An 18,293-nucleotide genomic window follows, 5' to 3' on the forward strand; every position below is an offset into this window, starting at 1 on the left:
AACGCGAGCGTTTAAATTTATCGCACTACGGTTATTTTTGATTCAGGCTAATCTTAGCTTGGGTTGTCTTGCAAAAAACTACTTTGTATATAGTTTTTTACGTTTAATGCTTAATAGCATACCTACGCGGCAAAATTTCGTTAAATTTGATTTTGCAATTTGGACTTAAATCATTTGCCTAAATTTACTCGTTTTTTAAAGTTACGAAAAGTAAGCTATCGGCGCAAATCATAAAAACCTTAGCTAAATTTACTATCGCGGCGGTAAAATGTCCAAATTTAGCTTCTTTATCTTTATGGCGGTAGTAAAAGGTATCGACGGCACAAGAGCTGTTACGCAAATAAAATTTGAGCCATGCACACCCTGCTTTACTGCCGCTCAATAAACTACTCTAGCAAACTCCATATTTCTTAATGCGATAACGACGCGTTTTCTATGAGCAAATTTAGCGCCTCGCTCCAGGCCTAAATTCAACCTTCTAAAAAGATACGGTTTGCCAAATTTAAACTAAATCAAGGCGCGAATACATTTATGAGATAAAAAGGCGTAAAGAGGGGGTAAAACTGCAAGTAGAGTGGGGGGGCTTTCGCCCCGCAAATTATGCCAAAGTAGCTTTTAGCATCCAGATAGCTTTTTCGTATTTGGCGATTTGATCTTGCGCCATAGTTACGGTCGTGCTGTCTTTTGCTTCCTCAGCGACTTCTTCTAGCTTTTTAAATTCGCCCAGCAAGTGCTCGTACTCAGCCAAAACGCCTTTTAAAACCTCGGTTGGGGTGTAGCTATCTTTGTTATCTGTTTTTGGATGAGCTAGCTTGTTTAGCTCTTCTATTTTGGTGATAGCTCTACCGCCTAGCTGTATAGCGCGCTCAGCGACGTCGTCGAATATCTCCGCCATATCTTCATAAGCTTTTTCGGTGTATTCGTGAACGCTAAAGAACTGAATGCCTTTTACATACCAGTGATAGTCGTGAAATTTAACGAATAACGCATGAGCGTCGGCCTGAATCTGATTTAATTGAGTAACAACTTTTGACATTTCGTCTCCTTTGATGTGATTTATGAGTGAAATTATAGCACAAAAATCTTAAAGAAAAATATATTAGCTAATAAAAATTATCATCTAATATTTTTAAGATTATAACTATATTTTTAAAGAGCTGATTTCAAGGCCCAAGTCTTAGCGCAGCGAACGATCTCTCGTAATATAAAATTTGATTTGTGCAATTTGGGCAACATTAGACACAAAAGCCTGCAACGTGATACGATTTGCGTAGCCTCTTGCCTAAAACACCCTAAAGGCCGCAAGCTGGAACTAAAAATCAAATTTAAACTACGGCTGAAATTTGCTTTTAGGATTTGCTTTTAGCTAAAGGCATTTTTAGCGGGAAATTTATGCTTAATAGCATTTTCATCCGCCGCAAATTTATCCGTAGCGCCTAAAATGCTACGCCTTAAATTTCTAACGCTTTTCGCTATAATCACGCGTTAAATTTTAAATAAGGATACGAATGAAAAAGTTTTTATTTGCCGCCGTTATGCTTTTTAGCGCGGCGTTTGCGACTGATTTGCAAAGCGAAAATTTAGCTAGCCTAAAAGCCCAGTGCCAAAGCGGCGATGCGGCAAAATGCGCGGTTTTGGGCGACGCGTATTATGAAGAATACATCGCTTCGGGCGACGAAGAGGCGCGCAAGCTATCGGCCGCAGCTTTTAAAGAGGCGTGCGGTAAAGGAGACGGCGAAGGCTGCGCGGGACTAGGGCTTTCTTATATCGACGAGGGCGACGCGGCCGCGAGCGAAAAGCTACTCGAAAAAACCTGCGATGAGCTAAAAACCGCTACCGCGTGCTACAATCTCGGCTTTTTTAAAATCGACGGACACGGGGGCTTTAAACAAGACGTAAAGGGAGCGATAAAATACTACGAAAAGGCTTGCGACCTTGGCTACGCGGCCGGTTGCGAAGAGCTAGGCGGCATCTACAACGTAGGCGAAGCGGACGTAAAAGCGGATGAAAATCAGGCTCTAAAATACTACGAAAAATCATGCGCCCTAGGCGGTAAAGACGGTTGCGATGCGGTAAAACTGATAAAAGGCGGTAAATGAAAATCTTATTATTTGCGCTACTTGCGGCGATAAATTTATTCGCTAGCGAGCCGGGCCTTTCGCCATTGCTGGCCGCAGATACGCTAGAAAAGCTCAAAAAATGCAAAAATCCCGACCTAAACGCTACCAAAGAGTGCGTGCAAGCGGGCATGGTAGCGGCAAACTTAAAGCAAGACTACGGCGCGGCGGAGTGGCTATTTAGCCTAGCCTGCGCCAAAGGAGACGGCGAGGGCTGCTTTTATCTGGGCGAACTTTATAAAAACAACCTAGTAAAAGCCGCGGATAAGAGCGAGCGCGAGACCAAGGTTAGCGCGTATTACAAGGCTAGCTGCGTCCTTTACGAGTATTTGCACGGTTGCTTGGCGCTGGCAAATTTTATGCAAGAAGAGCTGGGCGACGAGGTGCAGTCGTTTGCGATAAACAATACTCTATGCAACAAAAAATACGCTCCCGGATGCTACAACGTGGGCTGGATGATAGAGCGAACGGGAGGCGATATAGGCGAGATGATGGAGTATTACGAGCGCTCGTGTAAGCTAGGCTACGCAGGCGGCTGCGAGAGGGCGGCGTGGCTGTATGAGGGAAATTTCAACGAAAATAGATACGAGCAGGTAAAAAAAGACGCTAAAAGAGCAAAGCAAATGCGAAAAAAAGCGTGCGAGCTAGGCGATAAGCAAAGCTGTTAGGCGGCGTCTTGCCCTTGCTTAGATTTTCGCTTGCGCCTACGAGCCTGCGACGTAAAATTTGCCTCATCTTGCAAAATTTAGCGAAGCGATTTAGATTTCGCGTCGCCTTTGGTTTTATTTCGCCGCGGCAATAGAACTAGCCTGCGACCGCAAGGTAATTTTCCTAGTTCTTGCAAAAAATACGGCTTTGCTACCCTAAGCGCGGTACGGCAAGCGCGCGCGGCGGAGTAAAAGCGGTTTTATACGGTGGCTTGTGCGGAGGGCGTATTTGAAAAAGCGCAAATTTTAACTCCGCAAGCAAAGGCCGTACTTGCGCCAAATTTACGTTGCTTGCATCGCGCATTGCAGCTTTTGATGAGAGGCGGCCGAAGCCCGGCTGGCAAACTTGCGTTGCGGCGTTTGATAAATTATGCTAGGCGGCAGTCTCTTGCCGCAAATTTTGTACTAAAATTTATCCGAATTTAGCGCAAAAGTAACGAATAAATTTAAAGGAGAAAAATGAAAAAATTATGTTCCGCATTTGCAGCCTCGATGATAGCAGGCGCGGTAGCCTCGGCGCAAGACACCGCACCATACGAGCTAGATTTAACGACCACCACCACATCGACGGTCTACGGAGACTACTGGGACCGCCGTATAGGCTCGCACGATACGAGATTTTTGATATTTAGGGCGCTAGAAGACGGCGTGGAGCTTTGGGGCATGGAGATAAACAGGGGCAGATGCTCTGCGCGGTGGAACGATTTTATAGGCTTGGGATACGATGCGAAAGCGACGATCCGCGTGGGTAAAAGAGACGAAAATTTCGTGGATATAGAGCAGAAGACGCCAAACAAAGACGATCCCGAGGATTTTGATTGGAAGTCGGTTCAAAAAATACCTCTAAAAGATGTGCGAGCACGGCTGGGTAAGGGTTTTGAGCTAAATTTTAGCGAAGAGATCAAATTTATGCTAGATGAGGGATGCGGCAAGATAATCGAGGTCAAAGTCGATACGAATCTGGGAAGCTGGGTCACTAGATTTAAGTAAATTTAGGCGTTTTAACGCAAGCAAACGCCGCAAAACGCACGCCGCAGCCTTGCTTAAATTTGGTCGTTTGCTTAAATTTTCACGTCAAATTTCCATCGCGTCTAAACGGGCGCTAAATTTACCCGCGTCGCAAACTCTACGCGCCTAAATTCCCGCCGTTTTTACAAATTTGCCGCCTGATTTGGCTCCGCTTTTTACCCGTTTAAATTTATCAAATCAAAACCCGCGCCTTGCTCTTAAATTTAACCCTAAATAGCGCCGAATTTATCCGCAAATTTCGCGCCGGCTTTTTTGTCCAGCGTCTGCTATAATAGCGGTTTAAAAGGAGAAATGATGAGCGTAGAATTTAGCGTCAAAAATAAAAAGCGGCCGCTATTTTTGGGATATTTTAGCGTAATGAGCGTAGGCAAGGCTACGGAGCTGATACCTGATTTGGCGGTGTTTGGCATAGACGAGAATGCCAAAAATTTTGATAAAGAGGTGTTTTTAAGCTCGCTTTTAGACGAATGCGAGGGCATAGTTTTAGGCATTTGGGGCAAGAGCGGGCGGGGATTTGAGCTTAGCTACGACACTGAGGAGGAAAGCTACAAAGTACGCGTAAATACGCCCGCGATGGTATTTGACTGGGTTTTAGCTATCTCGTATCTACAAATTTTATCACAAAGGCTAGGAAGCGACATCAGGGGCGAGGACGGAAAAATCTATACGCGAGAAACGATAGAAAAAATTGACTACGAGCGCGATATAAACTCGGGTTTGCGGGCGATAAAAGGACATTTGGAGGACGGCGCGACCGTAAATCACTGCTACGGCGTCGTTAGGCCTTTTGCCCTAAATCGCGCGATCATAGATGAAATTTTAGCCGCGCAAAGCCCCGCAAAGGAGTTTAGCCAGTGCCTAACCGCGGTACAATACCTTGACGCTTACGGCGCAAACCAGCGCTTTTACCGCGCAAATGGCGAAGGCGAGATCGTCGGCTCGTACGCGCTTACGCAGGGTGTGCCGACTATTTTGCCTTACGAGCCTTTTGTGGAGTGGCAAAATTTGGACTTTGTTAAGCCAAAAGACGTCGCGCACTGGGAAATTACGCTAGTAGGCGGCGAAGGATGCGACGGCGGCAACGAAAGCGATGATGACGGCGAGGCCTCCCGCTACCGCGTGCTAGCCGAGCTAGACTACGCAGAGTTTATCTCGCGTCTGCCGCGCGAGAGCTACCGCTTTATCGATGCTAGCTATATTTTGGTAGAGGGGCTGGGTTACGAGCGGTTAAGGGCGCTGGCGAAGTAAATTTTAAAACTCGGCTTGCGAACTGGGGGCTGGCGCCGCAAATTTAGTCATTGATTTATGCTTTATTTGCCGTAATTTACCTCGCAAATAAGACCGAGCCGTTAGCTAAATTTACTAGTCGCGCGACTTTGCCATTAGGCTGCGCCGCGTTTATTTTGATTACCGCTTTGCGCCTTAGAAACGATGAATTTTCATCGCCTTAAAGCGTCGATAAAATTATGTCGCGTTAAAATGGACGCCTTTAAATTTACACTTCAAAACCAGCGACAGCGCGATTTTATGTTTTAAATTTACGGCAAATTTTATCGTTTCGCGGCTTTTGCGTTTAAAATCGACATTTTAAATTTGCGGTTTTATCGGCGCAAAGGGCGCGGTTAAATTTATCGGCGTTTAAAAGGCGCGGCGTAGTCGCTTAAATTTATTGACGCCTTAACCCAAAAACGAGTCGTATTTTGCGCCAAGCTTATCTTTTAAACGGCGCGCGGGAGGAAAAGATAAAAAAGCGATTTAGGCTAGGGTGCCTGCGTTATTTCATCTTCGGACGAAACGAACGCTTTGCGTCAAAGCCTTTGCTAGCGATTTTTATCTCGTTTGGCACCATGCCTACGGGAGCCTCAGCGTCTTTTTTCGCGGATAAAAACTCAACTAAACTCTGCCAGACGAAATCGGCGTCCAGATAAAGCCCCATCGCGCTAAGCTGCGGATTTATCGCTACGAAGTCGGTAGTTTGCGTCCTTTTAAAAAACACTGTGGGTGCGCTTAAATTTTCCTTCTCGCTAGCCCTATCGGCGCTGCTAATAGCCGCCGGGTCGTTTGCCCTAAGCGCGGCGAAGCGCAAAATATCGCTCTCAAACCGCGAGGCGATATAAGCGCAAAATCCGTCTTTAAACGTCAAAATATCGCCGTTAAAATACATCTCCTCTCGCTCGTTTTCTGCAAGGTCGAAATCGGTGTAAATTTTGCCCTCGGCGGCGAAAATATGAACCAAGTTTTTGCCGATAAAAATCACGGAGTGAAGCAGGCGCGGCATATCCTTGCACGCATAAAAATCAGTAACAAGCTTGCCGTCCTTGCCTCCGCGTACTTTGTAGCGCAAACCGGCGTTTTCTAAAAACGGCTTATCGGCCCGGCTAAGGCTCCATAGCTCATCTGCGCCGACTGGAGTCGAGTTTCTACGGTCATAGACTAGCGTCTCGTCAAGGCCGTATTTTGATACCATAAAGTCGTAGTTGTCTTTAAATTTCGAGATTATTTTCACGGCACGCCTTTAAATTTTACCTTGCCTTAGCCTCAAAAAACGCCGAGATTAGCGAGTTTGTGCCTTGATTTATAAATTTTTGCATCGCTTTTTCGTAGACGGACGGCTTTGCCCAGACGGGCTCGGCCACACCGCTTAGCTTTTCTAGCTCGGCGCGCGCTGAATAATAATCGCTCACCTCGTCGATGAGTCCGAGCTTTGCGGCGTCTCTAGCGAGAAATACCCGCGCGTTCGCCCACTCTTTGCTTTTGTTCGCGTCTAGATTTCTATCCGCCGCCACGTCGCTTACGAACATCTCGTAGCTGGCGTTTACGAGCTCTTGCAGTTGCTCGCGCTCGATCTTGCTCCACGGGCGCAGAAACGTCCCCGCCTCTTTATACTCGCCCGCTTTTACGATTTGCTGCGAGACGCCGATTTTAGCCGCTAGCTCGCTAGCATCCGCGCCTTGCATTATCACGCCGATCGATCCGATAAACGCGCCAGGATTTGCCAAAATTTTGTTTGCGCCCGCACCCGCGTAGTAGCTACCGCTAGTCATCGACCCGCCCGCATACGCAACCACTGGCTTTGCGGCGCGTAGATTTTTGATCGCCGTGTGCAGCTCGACGCTAGGCGCCAGCGCGCCGCCCGGGCTGTCGATATAAAGCAGCACACCCTTGATGTCGCCGTCCTTGCGCGCGGCCTCGATCTTTTCTAGCGCTTCGCCTGCGTCCATTATCGCGCCCGATAGATTTATCTGGGTTAGGTTGGGCGGATTTACGTTTTCGCCCTTGCCGCTAAAAAATATCAAAAAGACGATGAGTAAAAAGAGCATCGCCTTAAAATAGGTGTTTATAAACCTAAAAATCGCCGCGATCGGCGTGAAAATAAACCTTAAAAATCCCATTTTTTTCCTTTAATTCATTTAAAATCGGGGCGCATTTTACCATTTAAATTTATAAATTTAGCTAGCGCGCGTTTTACGGTAAATTTTTTGTCGGTTTTAGATTGGCATTTGGGCGGTGATTTAGGGGCGCGAATTTGCAGATTAAAAGCAAGGAATTTTCGTGCCGAATTTGAAAAAGGCGGTTAAATTCGGCGCTTTGGTTTTTGCGGACTTAGTTTTCAAAGCAAGCGAAGATCAAAACTCTGCGTTTGTTTCCCAGATTTTTTCTCGGTCTTTTTCGCTTACCGCGGCTAGTTCGCAAAGCTTGCAAAACGCCTCCCATATCTCCTCGCGCTCCATGGTGTCGATGCCCCGCCCCGCGCCTACTGCATTAAAAACGGAGATAAAATCTTTTAAAACTTTATCCCGCGCCGCCGCGCTACCTGCGCTAGCTGTATCAAATTTACCCGCCCTCGCCGCCTTTTTGCTAGTTTGTGCTTTTGCGTTTTTGCTCGCCGTCTCCAGCTCTTTGCTAACAGGCTCTGCTTTAATCGCGCTTAGCGTTTTGTGCGCGTCTGCGTAGGCTTTCATCGCCTTTTTGGACGCCGCCGCGCTTACGCCCTCTCTGCCGTCCCAGCCGCGTAACGGATTGTTTAAATTCGCCTCCAGCCACTGATCGCTTCGAGGCTGTTTGATTTCAATGTCCTCTATGTCTTTAAACTCCCTTTTTGCCGCCTCGCAGACCGTTTTTGGAACCGACCGTAGCCAAAGACGCCTTAAATGCGGCAGCCGTTCCCTCGCCGGAAAACTCTCAAATCCGTAAACTTCTCTAAGCCGCATAGCTTGGAGTCGTTTGAGATTAGCAAGCGCGTCGATATTTTTTAGCGTACCGCCCTGCGCATTTATGAAAATTTCGCGTAAATTCGGAAAACTCGCCGCAACATCCGCTAGATCGACGCACTCGCCGCGCTGCGAAAATATCCGTAGTTCGCGCAACTCTTCAAGCCCGCTAACGCAAAATCCGCCGCCCTTTAGCTCTAGCTGGATGCCTAAAAGCTCGCCGTCAAAGGGGCAGCGCACGCTTTTTAGCCGCGAGGCGTCGCCCTTTAGCGTGAGCCTATACAGCGAGTCGTTTAGCAAAACATCCTGTATGCCGCTAGTATCTAGGGTTAGTTCTTGTACGTACGTGCGCGAGATATCTAGGCTTTTTGCGGCGCAGCTTAGCTCTATATTGGTTATCATCGGCGTTGATTCTAAAAAATCTTTTAAATTTTCATCCCAAATTTCGCTTTTTATCTCGTAGCAAAACGGATTTTGCCGTGCAAACTCGGCGTAAAATTTGCGGTCTTGCAGTTGCCTTATTTCAAGTTTTTGCTTGCTCGCGGACTTAAATTTATCCCTGATATCCTTTGGCAGCTCGTTCCACGCAAGCTGCATGCAAATTTGCTCCGTATTTTGCAGGCTTGCTTGTCTGGGCGACTTGCAAATGGGCGCGGCATTGCCGATAAAAACGGGCTCGGCGTCTAAAATTTCATCCGCGCTTAGATAAAATTCCTCGCGCTCCCAAAAGTGATGACCAAAGTAAAACGGCTTTAGCTTTGCCGCTTCTTTTAGGCTGGGCGGCTCCTTCGTAAATAGGTCTAAAACGACCGCGAAACGCCCCGTCTCATCGCCGTCGCTAAGGATTTGCGCGACGAAATAAACGCCCTTTCTTTTTAATCTTACGGCAAAGATGTCGCCGATTTTAGTTTCCATTTTTCTCCTTTAAATTTGCCTTGCGGCGTGCCTTTAGCGCGGCGGCTAGTTTAAATCGCCGCTAAATTTGCTTTAAATCTACTTCCGCGCCGCCGACGAATAGCCGCTCGCAGCCCCCCGCGTGCAAAATGAGCATGAGCGGTAGCTGCGTCGCGTCGGCGTCTGCAAAACCGTCGTAGAGCGCGAGGTCGGCCAGCTTGCCCTCTTTTATCTCGCCTGCGTCTAAATTTAGCGCCTTTGCCGCGTTTTTTGTCGATGCTAGAAGTAAAATTTTAGCAAGATCTAGCGGATCAAAATCGGCGTGAATGAGTAAATTCGCCCGTAGCTCGTCAAGAAAATTTAGGCTGATATTTGAGCTAAGCCCGTCCGTGCCGATGTTTATGTTTGCTCCCACGTCCAGAGCGGCGCGCAAATTTAGCGTGCGTTTGCTAAGCAGCCTGTTTGAAACCGCACAGTGCGTGAGGCTGTGAAGCTCGCGGTCAAAGCCCGAAAAATCATCCGACCAAACGCAGTGCGTAAAGAGCGTGCGAACGCCTGCAAACATCGCTACAAACGAGCTTGGCGTATAAAGCGGACGCGCGGCGGGGTTAAATTTACCCAGCCACTCTTTAAAGCCGCCCGAGCCGCCTTCTAGCCAGCTTTTTTCATGCTCGCTCTCCATAAAATGAGTCGAGACGACTAGCTCTCGCTCGCGGGCTAAATTTAGCGCCGCAGCGGCTAAATCAGGGTGCGTAGAGTAGGGCGAATGCACCGAAACCGCAGGCGTAAAAAGCGGACTTTTGCGCTCTAGCGACGCTTCAAATCGGGCGGTGAAATTTGCCAAATTTTGCTCTAACGCAGCTTCATTCGTACCTAAAATTTCGTTAAAAAACACGACCCTGCCGCCACAGTTCGCGCAGGCGTCTAAATCCCCGCCAAAGCTAGAAACCGCTCCGAAGCTCGCCACGCCGCTACGCTGCATGGTTTTTATCGCAGAGGCGATGAGGTTATCGTTTGCCGCCTGCGAGAGCGCGCCGCGAGAGGCGATAACGGAGCTTAGCCACTCTAAAAAGTCGCCGTAAACAAGGCTGGTTTTGTTCGCGCTAAACTCCAGATGCACGTGCGGGTTGATGAAAGCAGGTGCCAAAACGGCGTCAGGATACTCGAAAAACTGCGCGTTAGGGTATTTTTTTCGCAGTTCCTCGGCCTCGCCAACGGCCTTGATACGCTCATCAAAGGCGACCGCCGCGTCCTCTAAAACGGTAAAATTTTTGTCGCACGGCATTATAAATTTCGGTTTAACGATGATCATTTTTAAGCTCCTATTTTTCGTGATTGTAGCGAAAATTTAGCTTAAAAAATGTATAATCAAGGCTAAATTTAAATCTTTTAAAAGGCTAAAAATGGAAACAAAATCTAAACTAATGGTCATCCAAGGCCCGAATATCAACATGCTAGGCACGCGCGAGACCGATGTCTACGGCTCGATGAAGATGGAGGATATTCACGGGCAGATGAAGCTTTTTGCCGAGCAAAACGATATAGAGATCGAGTTTTTTCAGAGCAATTTCGAGGGCGAGCTGGTGGATAAGATCCAAGAGTGCTTCGGCGAATTTGACGGCATCATCATAAACCCAGCCGCCTACACGCACACATCTATCGCGATCCGCGACGCTATCGCAGCCGTCGGACTTCCTGTCATCGAGGTGCATATCAGCAACATCCACCGCCGCGAAGAATTCCGCCAAAAAAGCCTCATAGCGCCGGTAACCGCGGGACAGATCGTGGGCTTTGGGCCTGTGGGCTACCACCTGGCCATGATTGCGATGCTGCAAATTTTCGAGCAGATAAAAGCCATGAAAGCCGCGAGAGCGGGCGAAAAAGCGGAGTAAAACGAGGCAAAATTTGAAAAATTTTATCCTAAAGGACGAAAACGCCGTATTTTACGAGTGCGGATACAGCTGCGACAACGCGATATTTTTAAGCCTCGGCGGACGCAAATTTTTCCTCACCGATGCGCGTTATAGCATCGAGGCGCGCGAGCTTTGCCAAGATACCGAAGTGATCGAGGTTGAGCGAAATTTGATAAAAGACGCGCGGCTGTTTTTGCGAAAAATGGGTGTAAAGGAGCTTGCGTATAACCCGTACGATTTTAGCGCGGGCGAGTGGGAAGCGCTAAGTAAGGGGCTTGGGATAAGATTTAAGGCGCGGGCGAATTTTTCGCAAATTTCGCGCATAGTAAAAACCGAAGACGAGATAAAAATTTTAAAGCAAGCAGCGCAGCTAGGCGCCCAGAGGTTTGACGAATTTGCCACGTTCGTGCGCGAAAACGGCGAAGGCATGAGCGAAGAGGAGCTATTTTTTAACGCCGAGCTCATCTTTAAGAAAAAGGGCGAGCTCGCGCTTGGCTTTTCGCCTATCGTCGCGATCAACGAAAACGCCGCAAAGGCGCACGCATTGCCCGGTAAAAAGAGTTTGCGGCAGGGCGACTTGCTCCTGCTTGACGCGGGGGTTAAATTTAATCGCTACTGCTCGGATAGGACGCGCACGGCGTGCTTTGACGAAAATTTTAACTTCGGCAAAGAGCAAAATTTTAAAAACGCCAAACGCCAAGAAATTTACGAAATCGTAAAAGAGGCGCAAGCTCTTGCTATCGCGGCGGTTATGCCAGGCAAAAAGGCGAGCGAGATCGACGCGGCGGCTAGGGATTTTATCGCTGCTCAGGGCTACGGCGAAGCGTTTTTTCACAGCACCGGACACGGCGTGGGAGTCGATATCCACGAGCTTCCGTTCATCTCAAAGCGCGGAGAGACCGTGCTAAAAGAGGGGATGGTTTTTAGCGTGGAGCCTGGGATCTATCTGCCCGGCGAATTTGGCGTGCGCATCGAGGACGTCGTGGTCGTGCGCAAAAACGGGGCTGAAATTTTATGAGAGTAGCGGGGGCGAGGCGCTTTAGCAAATGCCTCTTTTTCCCGAAGGTTTTTGATTTTAAACCCGGTTTTAAAAATAGCGTTATTTTGGGGCTCGGAGGCAATATCGGCGACGTGAAAAAGCGTTTTAATCGGTTGCATTTTAAGCTAAGCAAAGACAGCAGGTTTCACGTCGTCGAAAACTCAACCCTCCTCATCAACGAGGCGTTTGGGTTTAAGGAGCAGGCTGATTTCACAAACGCCGTAACGCTCGTACAAACGAGCCTTGCCGCGAGGCAAATTTTAAAAATAACGGCAAATTTAGAGAGGCGTTTTGGGCGCGTGCGAAGCTTTAAAAACGCGCCTAGAACGCTTGATATAGATATTTTGTATTTTAGCGGACGAAACAGAAACGACGCGCGGCTGGCGCTACCGCATCCGGGCGCGCAAAGCAGGGCTAGCGTGATTTTGCCGCTTGGGACGATGAAGCGCGTTTATGCTTGCGGGATTAGAATTTGCTAAATTCGGGATTTTAATCTTTACGTTTGCGGGCCCTGTTTTGAGCGAATTTATAAACTAAGCGAAATTTGGCCGCCCTTTTTAGCGATAAAAATAAATCGGCGAATTTTCGTTTAAATTTTTATCGGCACAATAACCGCGACGTCAAATACGAGCTAAACTAAGTTTAGCTGCAAAGCATGAAAACAGGCGAAACCTCGGAACGAAAACTGCTTGCGCGTAGGCGTTAAAATTTAGGGTTTTGAGGTTTAGCGAATTATAAGTTAGGTTTGGCTTTGCGGATAAATTTAAAAAAGCTAATAAGCGTAAAACAAAACCGCGAAAGCTAAGATGAAATCAGTCCGAAAAAGGCGGCTCGGACGATAAAACGTAACTGGGACGAAGGAGAGAAATTGGCGACGAAATTTTACACGTTTACCGGCGAGAGCAGTATGGAGGCTCTCAAAAAGGCGCAAGACGAGTGCGGCGAAAGGGCGATTTTGGTAACCACAAAGCAAATTCAGCCAAAGACGATAAACAAAAAGCCGCTTTACGAAATTTTAGTAAGCGTCGAAGAAGACCCTGCGGCAGAACCTAAAAAACGCCAGTCTCAAAAACAAAATTTAAAGGCCTACGAGGAGTTTTTGGATGCGCAAAAACCGCCCAAAAAAGCGCAAAAAGTAGCCTCCGGCGAAGAGTTTTTTTTGTCGCAAACTCCGCCTGCGGCTAAACCGGTTAGTATCCAGCCCGCCAAGATAGAGCCTAGCGACGCTCCTCAAAGCGGCGAAGATATACTACTAAATATATCAAGAGCGGCCAAAGAAATAAGCCAAATCGCAAACCTAGACTCGCCGCCCGTGCGCCAGGAGCAAAACTACGACAAAAAAATAGACGAAGTCTCTAAGCAAGTAAGCGCGCTAAGCGAAAAGATAAATTTGATCGCAAATATGTTTTGGGAGGAGAAGACCGCGGCTAGAAACCATATCGCCATACCGCCCGAGTTTGCTGAAATTTATAAAGAAGCTAAAAATAGCGGGATGAAGGACGAGCATCTAGAGCAGATAATGAAAATAACCGTAGAAAACGTCCCGCCTCAGATGAAGGCCAGTCCGACTGCGGTAAAAAGGTATTTTAGCTCGCTGCTACGAAAGATGCTGCCTTGTAGGAGCGACGAATTTGACGGTAAACAAAAGATAATGATGCTGGTAGGACCGACCGGAGTAGGTAAAACTACGACGCTAGCAAAGCTTGCAGCGCGTTTTGCCTACGGCGAGGGCAAGAGGGCAAAAACCGGCATAATAACGCTTGATACGTATCGTATCGGGGCGGTCGAGCAGCTATTTCAATACGCTAAAATGATGAAGCTACCGATACTTGACGTCATAGAGGCCGATGATTTTAAAAATGCGCTAAAGCAACTAAATCACTGCGACGTGATCTTGATAGACACCACCGGCAGCTCGCAATACGATAAGGAAAAGCTGGCTAGGCTAGAGACTTTTTTAAAGCGTAGCGATGCGGAAATAGACGTAAATTTAGTGCTTTCGGCCGGATCTAAGGTCGAGGATTTGCTAGAGGTTTATAATAGCTTTAGCTTCCTTGACGTGGATACTTTTATTTTTACCAAATTTGACGAGACGAAGATTTTCGGTAACGTATTTTCGCTAGTTTACGAAACTGGTAAGCCCGTTAGCTTTTTGTGCCTAGGTCAAGAGGTGCCAGACGATATAATGGCCGCTAGGAGCGAATTTTTGGTCGATTGCGTATTGCAGGGCTTTAATAAGGACAAAAAATGAATAACCAAGCCCAAAAGCTACAAGATATGGTAAGCGCCAGAACTAGGGCTAAAAATACTAAATTTATAGCCGTAACGAGCGGAAAGGGCGGGGTGGGTAAAAGCACGATAAGCGCAAATTTAGGCAACGTCCTAGCTAAAAGCGGCTACAAGGTCGCGCTTTTTGACGCAGATATCGGCCTGGCTAATCTTGACGTTATCTTAAACGTGCGCGCAGGAAAAAATTTGTTGCACGTATTAAAAGGCGAGTGTTCCCTAAAAGATATTTTGATCGAGATAAAGCCGAATTTAACGCTTATTCCTGGCGAAAATGGCGCAGATATACTTAAATTTAACAATCAATTTTTATACGAACGGTTTTTTGACGAGTCGCGCAGTCTGGACGAGCTTGACTTCGTAATCATAGATACGGGAGCCGGTATAGGCAAAAATAACGACTTTTTCCTAGAAGCCGCCGACGAGATAATAGTAGTTACGATGCCCGATCCCGCAGCTATAACCGATGCTTACGCCGTGATTAAAATGACGGCTAAGCAAAAAGACGATTTTTTAATGGTTTTTAATATGGTAAGAAACGAAAAAGAGGCTGCTAGAATTTTCGAGCATATCAAAAAAGTAGCGGAAGCAAATATCAAAGATGCTCCGAGGCTCGAATTTTTAGGCTATATCAGCGAGGATAAGGACGTATCTAGGAGTATAAAATACCGCACGCTTTTTACCGACGATAACGAGACGGGTCCTGCTAGCGAGCAGATGAAACAGATAGCATCAAGGCTTCTTAAAAAATTGGAACAAAAAGTGCTTGATACGGGTACGATAAGCAGTTTTAGCGCGTTTTCTAGGCGTTTGCTGGAACAAATTTAAATTTTAGGATTTGATTTTGAGAGCTGAAAATTTTATAGCGTTTTTTACGGTTTGCGGATTTTTTGCCGGCGTGGTTTTCTCGGCGCTAAAGCTTAACGAGCCTTTGGAGATGATTATGTATACTTTCGCTATCACGCTTTTTTTTCATCTTTTGATCCATATCATTATCATAAACTATGTCGATATCACGCTTAAAAAGCCTTTTGATAAGGACGAATACGAAAAGCGTTCCGATTATCTAGTCTCAGAGCTTGGACTTAGAGAAAAGCGCATGGATACTATTTTGGGTCAGCTTGGCAGCGAACGCGTCCTAATAAAGCAGACCTTGGGTAGGGGCGACGAAAGCAATGCAAAAGCAGCCTAATCCCTACGCTCAAACGATAAAAAAAGAACAAGACGATATCGTGCTAGCTTATACGCCGGCGCTTAGAGCTATGGCGTTTAGATTAAAGGAGCGACTGCCGTCTCATATCGACGTTAGCGATCTAATGGGCGCCGGGCTTGAGGAGATGGTTAGGCTGTCTCGTAAATACGACAAAGAGCGAAACGACTCGTTTTGGGGATATGCACAAAAACGAGTTTACGGCGCTATGCTTGATTTTTTACGCGGACTTGACGTGGTTAGTCGCGCAGATCGTACTTTGGTTAAAAATATCGATGCATTAGTGAACGAATACTTTAATAAATTCGAGCGCGAACCTGAGGACGAGTATCTAGCCGCTATGCTTGAAGAAAGCGTGGAAAAGATAAGAGAGGCTAGGAACGTAAGCGCCGTCGTCGGCGTGCTTAGCATCGACGATCAGATGGAGCTTATGAGCGAGGAAAATACGTTTGAGAGAGTTGAGAGAGAAGATCTGATAGAAAAGATAACTCAAATTTTAAACGAGTTCGAGGAGCGTGACCAGCTCATTGTCCAGCTTTATTATTATGAGGAGCTGAGTCTAAAAGAGATCGGCGAGATCTTGCAGATATCAGAGGGGCGCATCTCTCAGATACATAAGCGTTTAATGGAAAAAATAAGAAAGAAACTCGAAGGTAAATAATGGCGGATATTTTAAGTCAAGAAGAGATCGATGCGTTACTCGAAGTCGTAGACGACGAGGAGGCGAGCGAGTCTATAGGCGAAGGCGGCAAAGAAGAACAACGTCAAGTAATAATCTATGATTTCAAGCGCCCAAATCGCGTCAGCAAAGAGCAACTACGCGCGATAAAGGGCATTCACGACAAGCTAGCGCGAAATTTAGCCTCTCAAATCTCAAGCGTTATGCGTAGCATCGTAGAAATTCGTCTGCATAGCGTCGATCAGATGACTTACGGCGAGTTTTTGATGAGTTTGCCAAGTCCCACTAGCTTTAACGTTTTTTCTATCAAGCCGCTTGACGGCAACTGCGTTTTAGAAATAAACCCAAGCATCGCATTTCCTATGATAGATCGCTTGCTAGGCGGCAACGGCGAGGGCTTTGAGACTAGCAGAGAGCTAACCGATATAGAGATAAATTTGCTCGACGCGATCCTAAGGATGATAATGCAGCGCCTAAAGGAAAGCTGGGCTACGGTGACTGATATGTATCCAAACGTAGAGGCAAAAGAAAGCAGTCCAAACGTCGTGCAAATCGTCAGCCAAAACGAGATCGTGATAATGGTCGTTATGGAGATCATAGTAGGTAACTCAAGCGGTATGATAAATATCTGCTATCCGGTTATCTATCTAGAGCCGATTTTGAGCCGCCTAGCTAATCGCGATATAATGCTAGGCGAAACGAGCGCGAAAAAGAGCAGAAACAAAGAGCTAAAAACGCTAATCGGACGCGCAGAAGTGTTATACGAGGCGATACTAGGCGAAAGCATCGTGAGCGTGAATGAATTTTTAAATTTAAAAGAGGGCGATATATTGCGCCTTGACCGCTCCGCAAACGATAAAGCTATCGTCACGATAGATAAAAAAGAGGTATTTTTGGCTGAAGTCGGGCTGCATAGATTTAGAAAATCTATCCGCATAGAAGAGCTCATCAGAAGCGATAAAGACGAGATCAAAAATATCTTGGAAAAATACGAAGAAGAGCGTAAGGCTAAGCTCATGAGCTACGACCAAGACGACGAAAACGAAGAAAATATACTAGACGAGGACGAACGAGATGAATGAATTTTTTAAAATTTTCGCAAACGAGATAAAAGCTACGATCGAAGGACTGACCGGCAAGACGCCCGGAGTGGGCGAGAGAAACGAATACGATGCCCCAGGGCAAGAAGGCATCAAACCTCCTCTAGCCGTGGCTAACGTGAGCGTAAGCGGCGACATAAACGCAAAGATAATGCTAGCGGTTACGCCCGTGCTAGTAAGCGCGGTAAGCGAGTGGATGCTTGGCGAGGAGGAGATATCTCGCAACGAAAATTTAAGCGAAGATGAGCTAGATGCGGCAAAAGAGGTGTTCTCAAATATCCTGGGCGCGTTTTCTACGAGCCTTGGCGCGCAAAAAGGTATGCCAAAGCTCAGTTTTGAAATCGCGAAAGTAAATTTTCTCGACGAAAACGCGATTTTAGACCTTAGCGCGTATGAAAAAGTATACATCTATCCGGTTAAAATCGCCGATTTAGACGAGCAAATCGCGATGATAGCGGACTTTTCGTTCGTTAAATTTTTTAGCAAAGACCAAAAAGAAGCGGCCGCCGCCTCGCCTTCTCACGCGCCAAAAAGCGAGCTAAGCGCGGACGAGATGCGAAATATCGGGCTGATTATGGACGTTCGTTTGCCTATTCGCGTGCGTATCGGCTCAAAAAAGATGTTGCTAAAAGACGTACTCACGATGGATATAGGCTCGGTCATCGAGCTAAATCAGCTAGCAAACGACCCGCTTGAAATTTTAATCAGCGACAAAGTCATAGCTCTTGGGGAAGTGGTCATCGTAGACGGCAACTTCGGTATCCAGATCACTCAAATCGGTACTAAAAAAGAGCGCCTAGAGCAGCTGCGTTAGGGCTAAATTTGAGCGAATTTTTCTAAAGGCATTTAAAATCAAGCCGCGGTCTGGCCGAATTTAGAGCAAAATCGCGGCGTAGGCTAAATTTACGAGCGAGCCTATTTTTATAAACCGGAGAATAAATTTACGCGCTAAAAGCTAAGGCGACGGTTTTGCGGGTTTTGGCGGATTTTTCGCCGTTTGGTACCAAAACCTTTGATAAATTCGGCTAAATTTAAACCGTCTTAGCGGTTTTACAAATTTAAAATATACTTAAATTTATCTTGAATTTAATCGCGCGTCATCTATTTT

Annotated in this window: 19 protein-coding genes; 13 read left to right on the forward strand and 6 right to left on the reverse strand. The window is 46.7% G+C overall.

The genetic code is table 11. The features are described from left to right. Window positions 1–184: 184 nt before the first annotated feature. Both QZ157_RS06035 and QZ157_RS06040 read right to left on the reverse strand, forming a co-directional pair. A complete protein-coding gene (locus tag QZ157_RS06035) occupies window positions 185–382 on the reverse strand; it encodes a hypothetical protein (RefSeq protein WP_295143107.1) in 198 nt (65 codons plus the stop codon). A gap of 216 nt (window positions 383–598) precedes the next feature. Then, window positions 599–1,036: a DNA starvation/stationary phase protection protein gene (locus QZ157_RS06040; RefSeq protein WP_002949626.1), complete on the reverse strand. Its 438-nt coding sequence runs from the start codon at window positions 1,034–1,036 to the stop codon at window positions 599–601. Window positions 1,037–1,508: 472 nt separating this feature from the next. On the opposite strand from QZ157_RS06040, the gene QZ157_RS06045 reads away from it, so the two are divergent. The 4 genes from QZ157_RS06045 to QZ157_RS06060 all read left to right on the forward strand — a co-directional run bounded on the left by QZ157_RS06045 (window position 1,509) and on the right by QZ157_RS06060 (window position 5,101). Further along, window positions 1,509–2,099 (forward strand): tetratricopeptide repeat protein, encoded by a 591-nt coding sequence (locus QZ157_RS06045; protein WP_295143112.1) that lies wholly within the window; start codon window positions 1,509–1,511, stop codon window positions 2,097–2,099. After that, window positions 2,096–2,785, forward strand: a complete 690-nt coding sequence (locus tag QZ157_RS06050) for a hypothetical protein (RefSeq protein WP_295143115.1) — start codon at window positions 2,096–2,098, stop codon at window positions 2,783–2,785. The genes QZ157_RS06045 and QZ157_RS06050 overlap by 4 nt, the downstream gene beginning before the upstream one ends. 498 nt (window positions 2,786–3,283) lie before the next feature. Continuing rightward, complete coding sequence (locus QZ157_RS06055) at window positions 3,284–3,814, forward strand: hypothetical protein (protein WP_295143118.1); 531 nt, start codon at window positions 3,284–3,286, stop codon at window positions 3,812–3,814. Between the two features lie 333 nt (window positions 3,815–4,147). Continuing rightward, window positions 4,148–5,101 carry a DUF4299 family protein gene (locus tag QZ157_RS06060; protein WP_295143120.1) on the forward strand — a complete coding sequence of 318 codons (954 nt, stop codon included), beginning with the start codon at window positions 4,148–4,150 and terminating at the stop codon, window positions 5,099–5,101. A 526-nt stretch (window positions 5,102–5,627) separates the two neighbouring features. Here QZ157_RS06060 and QZ157_RS06065 read toward each other — a convergent pair. The 4 genes from QZ157_RS06065 to QZ157_RS06080 all read right to left on the reverse strand — a co-directional run bounded on the left by QZ157_RS06065 (window position 5,628) and on the right by QZ157_RS06080 (window position 10,270). Next, on the reverse strand, window positions 5,628–6,359 hold the full coding sequence (locus QZ157_RS06065; RefSeq protein WP_295143122.1) for a hypothetical protein: 732 nt from the start codon (window positions 6,357–6,359) through the stop codon (window positions 5,628–5,630). A 16-nt stretch (window positions 6,360–6,375) separates the two neighbouring features. After that, window positions 6,376–7,245 carry a signal peptide peptidase SppA gene (gene sppA / locus QZ157_RS06070; RefSeq protein ID WP_295143124.1) on the reverse strand — a complete coding sequence of 290 codons (870 nt, stop codon included), beginning with the start codon at window positions 7,243–7,245 and terminating at the stop codon, window positions 6,376–6,378. A 234-nt stretch (window positions 7,246–7,479) separates the two neighbouring features. Continuing rightward, window positions 7,480–8,979: a hypothetical protein gene (locus QZ157_RS06075; protein WP_295143126.1), complete on the reverse strand. Its 1,500-nt coding sequence runs from the start codon at window positions 8,977–8,979 to the stop codon at window positions 7,480–7,482. Window positions 8,980–9,040: 61 nt separating this feature from the next. Further along, window positions 9,041–10,270 (reverse strand): metal-dependent hydrolase, encoded by a 1,230-nt coding sequence (locus QZ157_RS06080; protein ID WP_295143129.1) that lies wholly within the window; start codon window positions 10,268–10,270, stop codon window positions 9,041–9,043. Between the two features lie 91 nt (window positions 10,271–10,361). On the opposite strand from QZ157_RS06080, the gene aroQ reads away from it, so the two are divergent. The 9 genes from aroQ to fliY all read left to right on the forward strand — a co-directional run bounded on the left by aroQ (window position 10,362) and on the right by fliY (window position 17,999). After that, the gene (gene aroQ / locus QZ157_RS06085) at window positions 10,362–10,850 is read left to right on the forward strand and encodes a type II 3-dehydroquinate dehydratase (RefSeq protein WP_295143131.1); all 489 of its coding nucleotides are present in this window, start codon (window positions 10,362–10,364) and stop codon (window positions 10,848–10,850) included. A 13-nt stretch (window positions 10,851–10,863) separates the two neighbouring features. Next, complete coding sequence (locus QZ157_RS06090) at window positions 10,864–11,889, forward strand: aminopeptidase P family protein (RefSeq protein WP_295143134.1); 1,026 nt, start codon at window positions 10,864–10,866, stop codon at window positions 11,887–11,889. Beyond that, a complete protein-coding gene (gene folK / locus QZ157_RS06095; protein WP_295143137.1) occupies window positions 11,886–12,389 on the forward strand; it encodes a 2-amino-4-hydroxy-6-hydroxymethyldihydropteridine diphosphokinase in 504 nt (167 codons plus the stop codon). The genes QZ157_RS06090 and folK overlap by 4 nt, the downstream gene beginning before the upstream one ends. A 389-nt stretch (window positions 12,390–12,778) precedes the next feature. After that, the gene (gene flhF / locus QZ157_RS06100; RefSeq protein WP_295143140.1) at window positions 12,779–14,161 is read left to right on the forward strand and encodes a flagellar biosynthesis protein FlhF; all 1,383 of its coding nucleotides are present in this window, start codon (window positions 12,779–12,781) and stop codon (window positions 14,159–14,161) included. Beyond that, window positions 14,158–15,024, forward strand: a complete 867-nt coding sequence (locus tag QZ157_RS06105; protein ID WP_295143143.1) for a MinD/ParA family protein — start codon at window positions 14,158–14,160, stop codon at window positions 15,022–15,024. The genes flhF and QZ157_RS06105 overlap by 4 nt, the downstream gene beginning before the upstream one ends. A 16-nt stretch (window positions 15,025–15,040) precedes the next feature. Further along, window positions 15,041–15,388, forward strand: coding sequence for a hypothetical protein (locus QZ157_RS06110; RefSeq protein WP_295143146.1), 348 nt, complete (start codon window positions 15,041–15,043; stop codon window positions 15,386–15,388). Beyond that, window positions 15,372–16,067 (forward strand): RNA polymerase sigma factor FliA, encoded by a 696-nt coding sequence (locus QZ157_RS06115; RefSeq protein ID WP_295143149.1) that lies wholly within the window; start codon window positions 15,372–15,374, stop codon window positions 16,065–16,067. Before QZ157_RS06110 ends, QZ157_RS06115 begins: the two co-directional genes overlap by 17 nt. Continuing rightward, the gene (gene fliM, locus QZ157_RS06120) at window positions 16,067–17,167 is read left to right on the forward strand and encodes a flagellar motor switch protein FliM (RefSeq protein WP_295143153.1); all 1,101 of its coding nucleotides are present in this window, start codon (window positions 16,067–16,069) and stop codon (window positions 17,165–17,167) included. The genes QZ157_RS06115 and fliM overlap by 1 nt, the downstream gene beginning before the upstream one ends. After that, entirely contained in the window at window positions 17,160–17,999 is an 840-nt protein-coding gene (fliY, locus tag QZ157_RS06125) for a flagellar motor switch protein FliY (RefSeq protein WP_295143156.1), read from the forward strand. Before fliM ends, fliY begins: the two co-directional genes overlap by 8 nt. Window positions 18,000–18,293 lie beyond the last annotated feature (294 nt).

Source organism: uncultured Campylobacter sp. (genome assembly GCF_905372745.1).
In the GTDB taxonomy this organism is placed as follows: domain Bacteria; phylum Campylobacterota; class Campylobacteria; order Campylobacterales; family Campylobacteraceae; genus Campylobacter_A.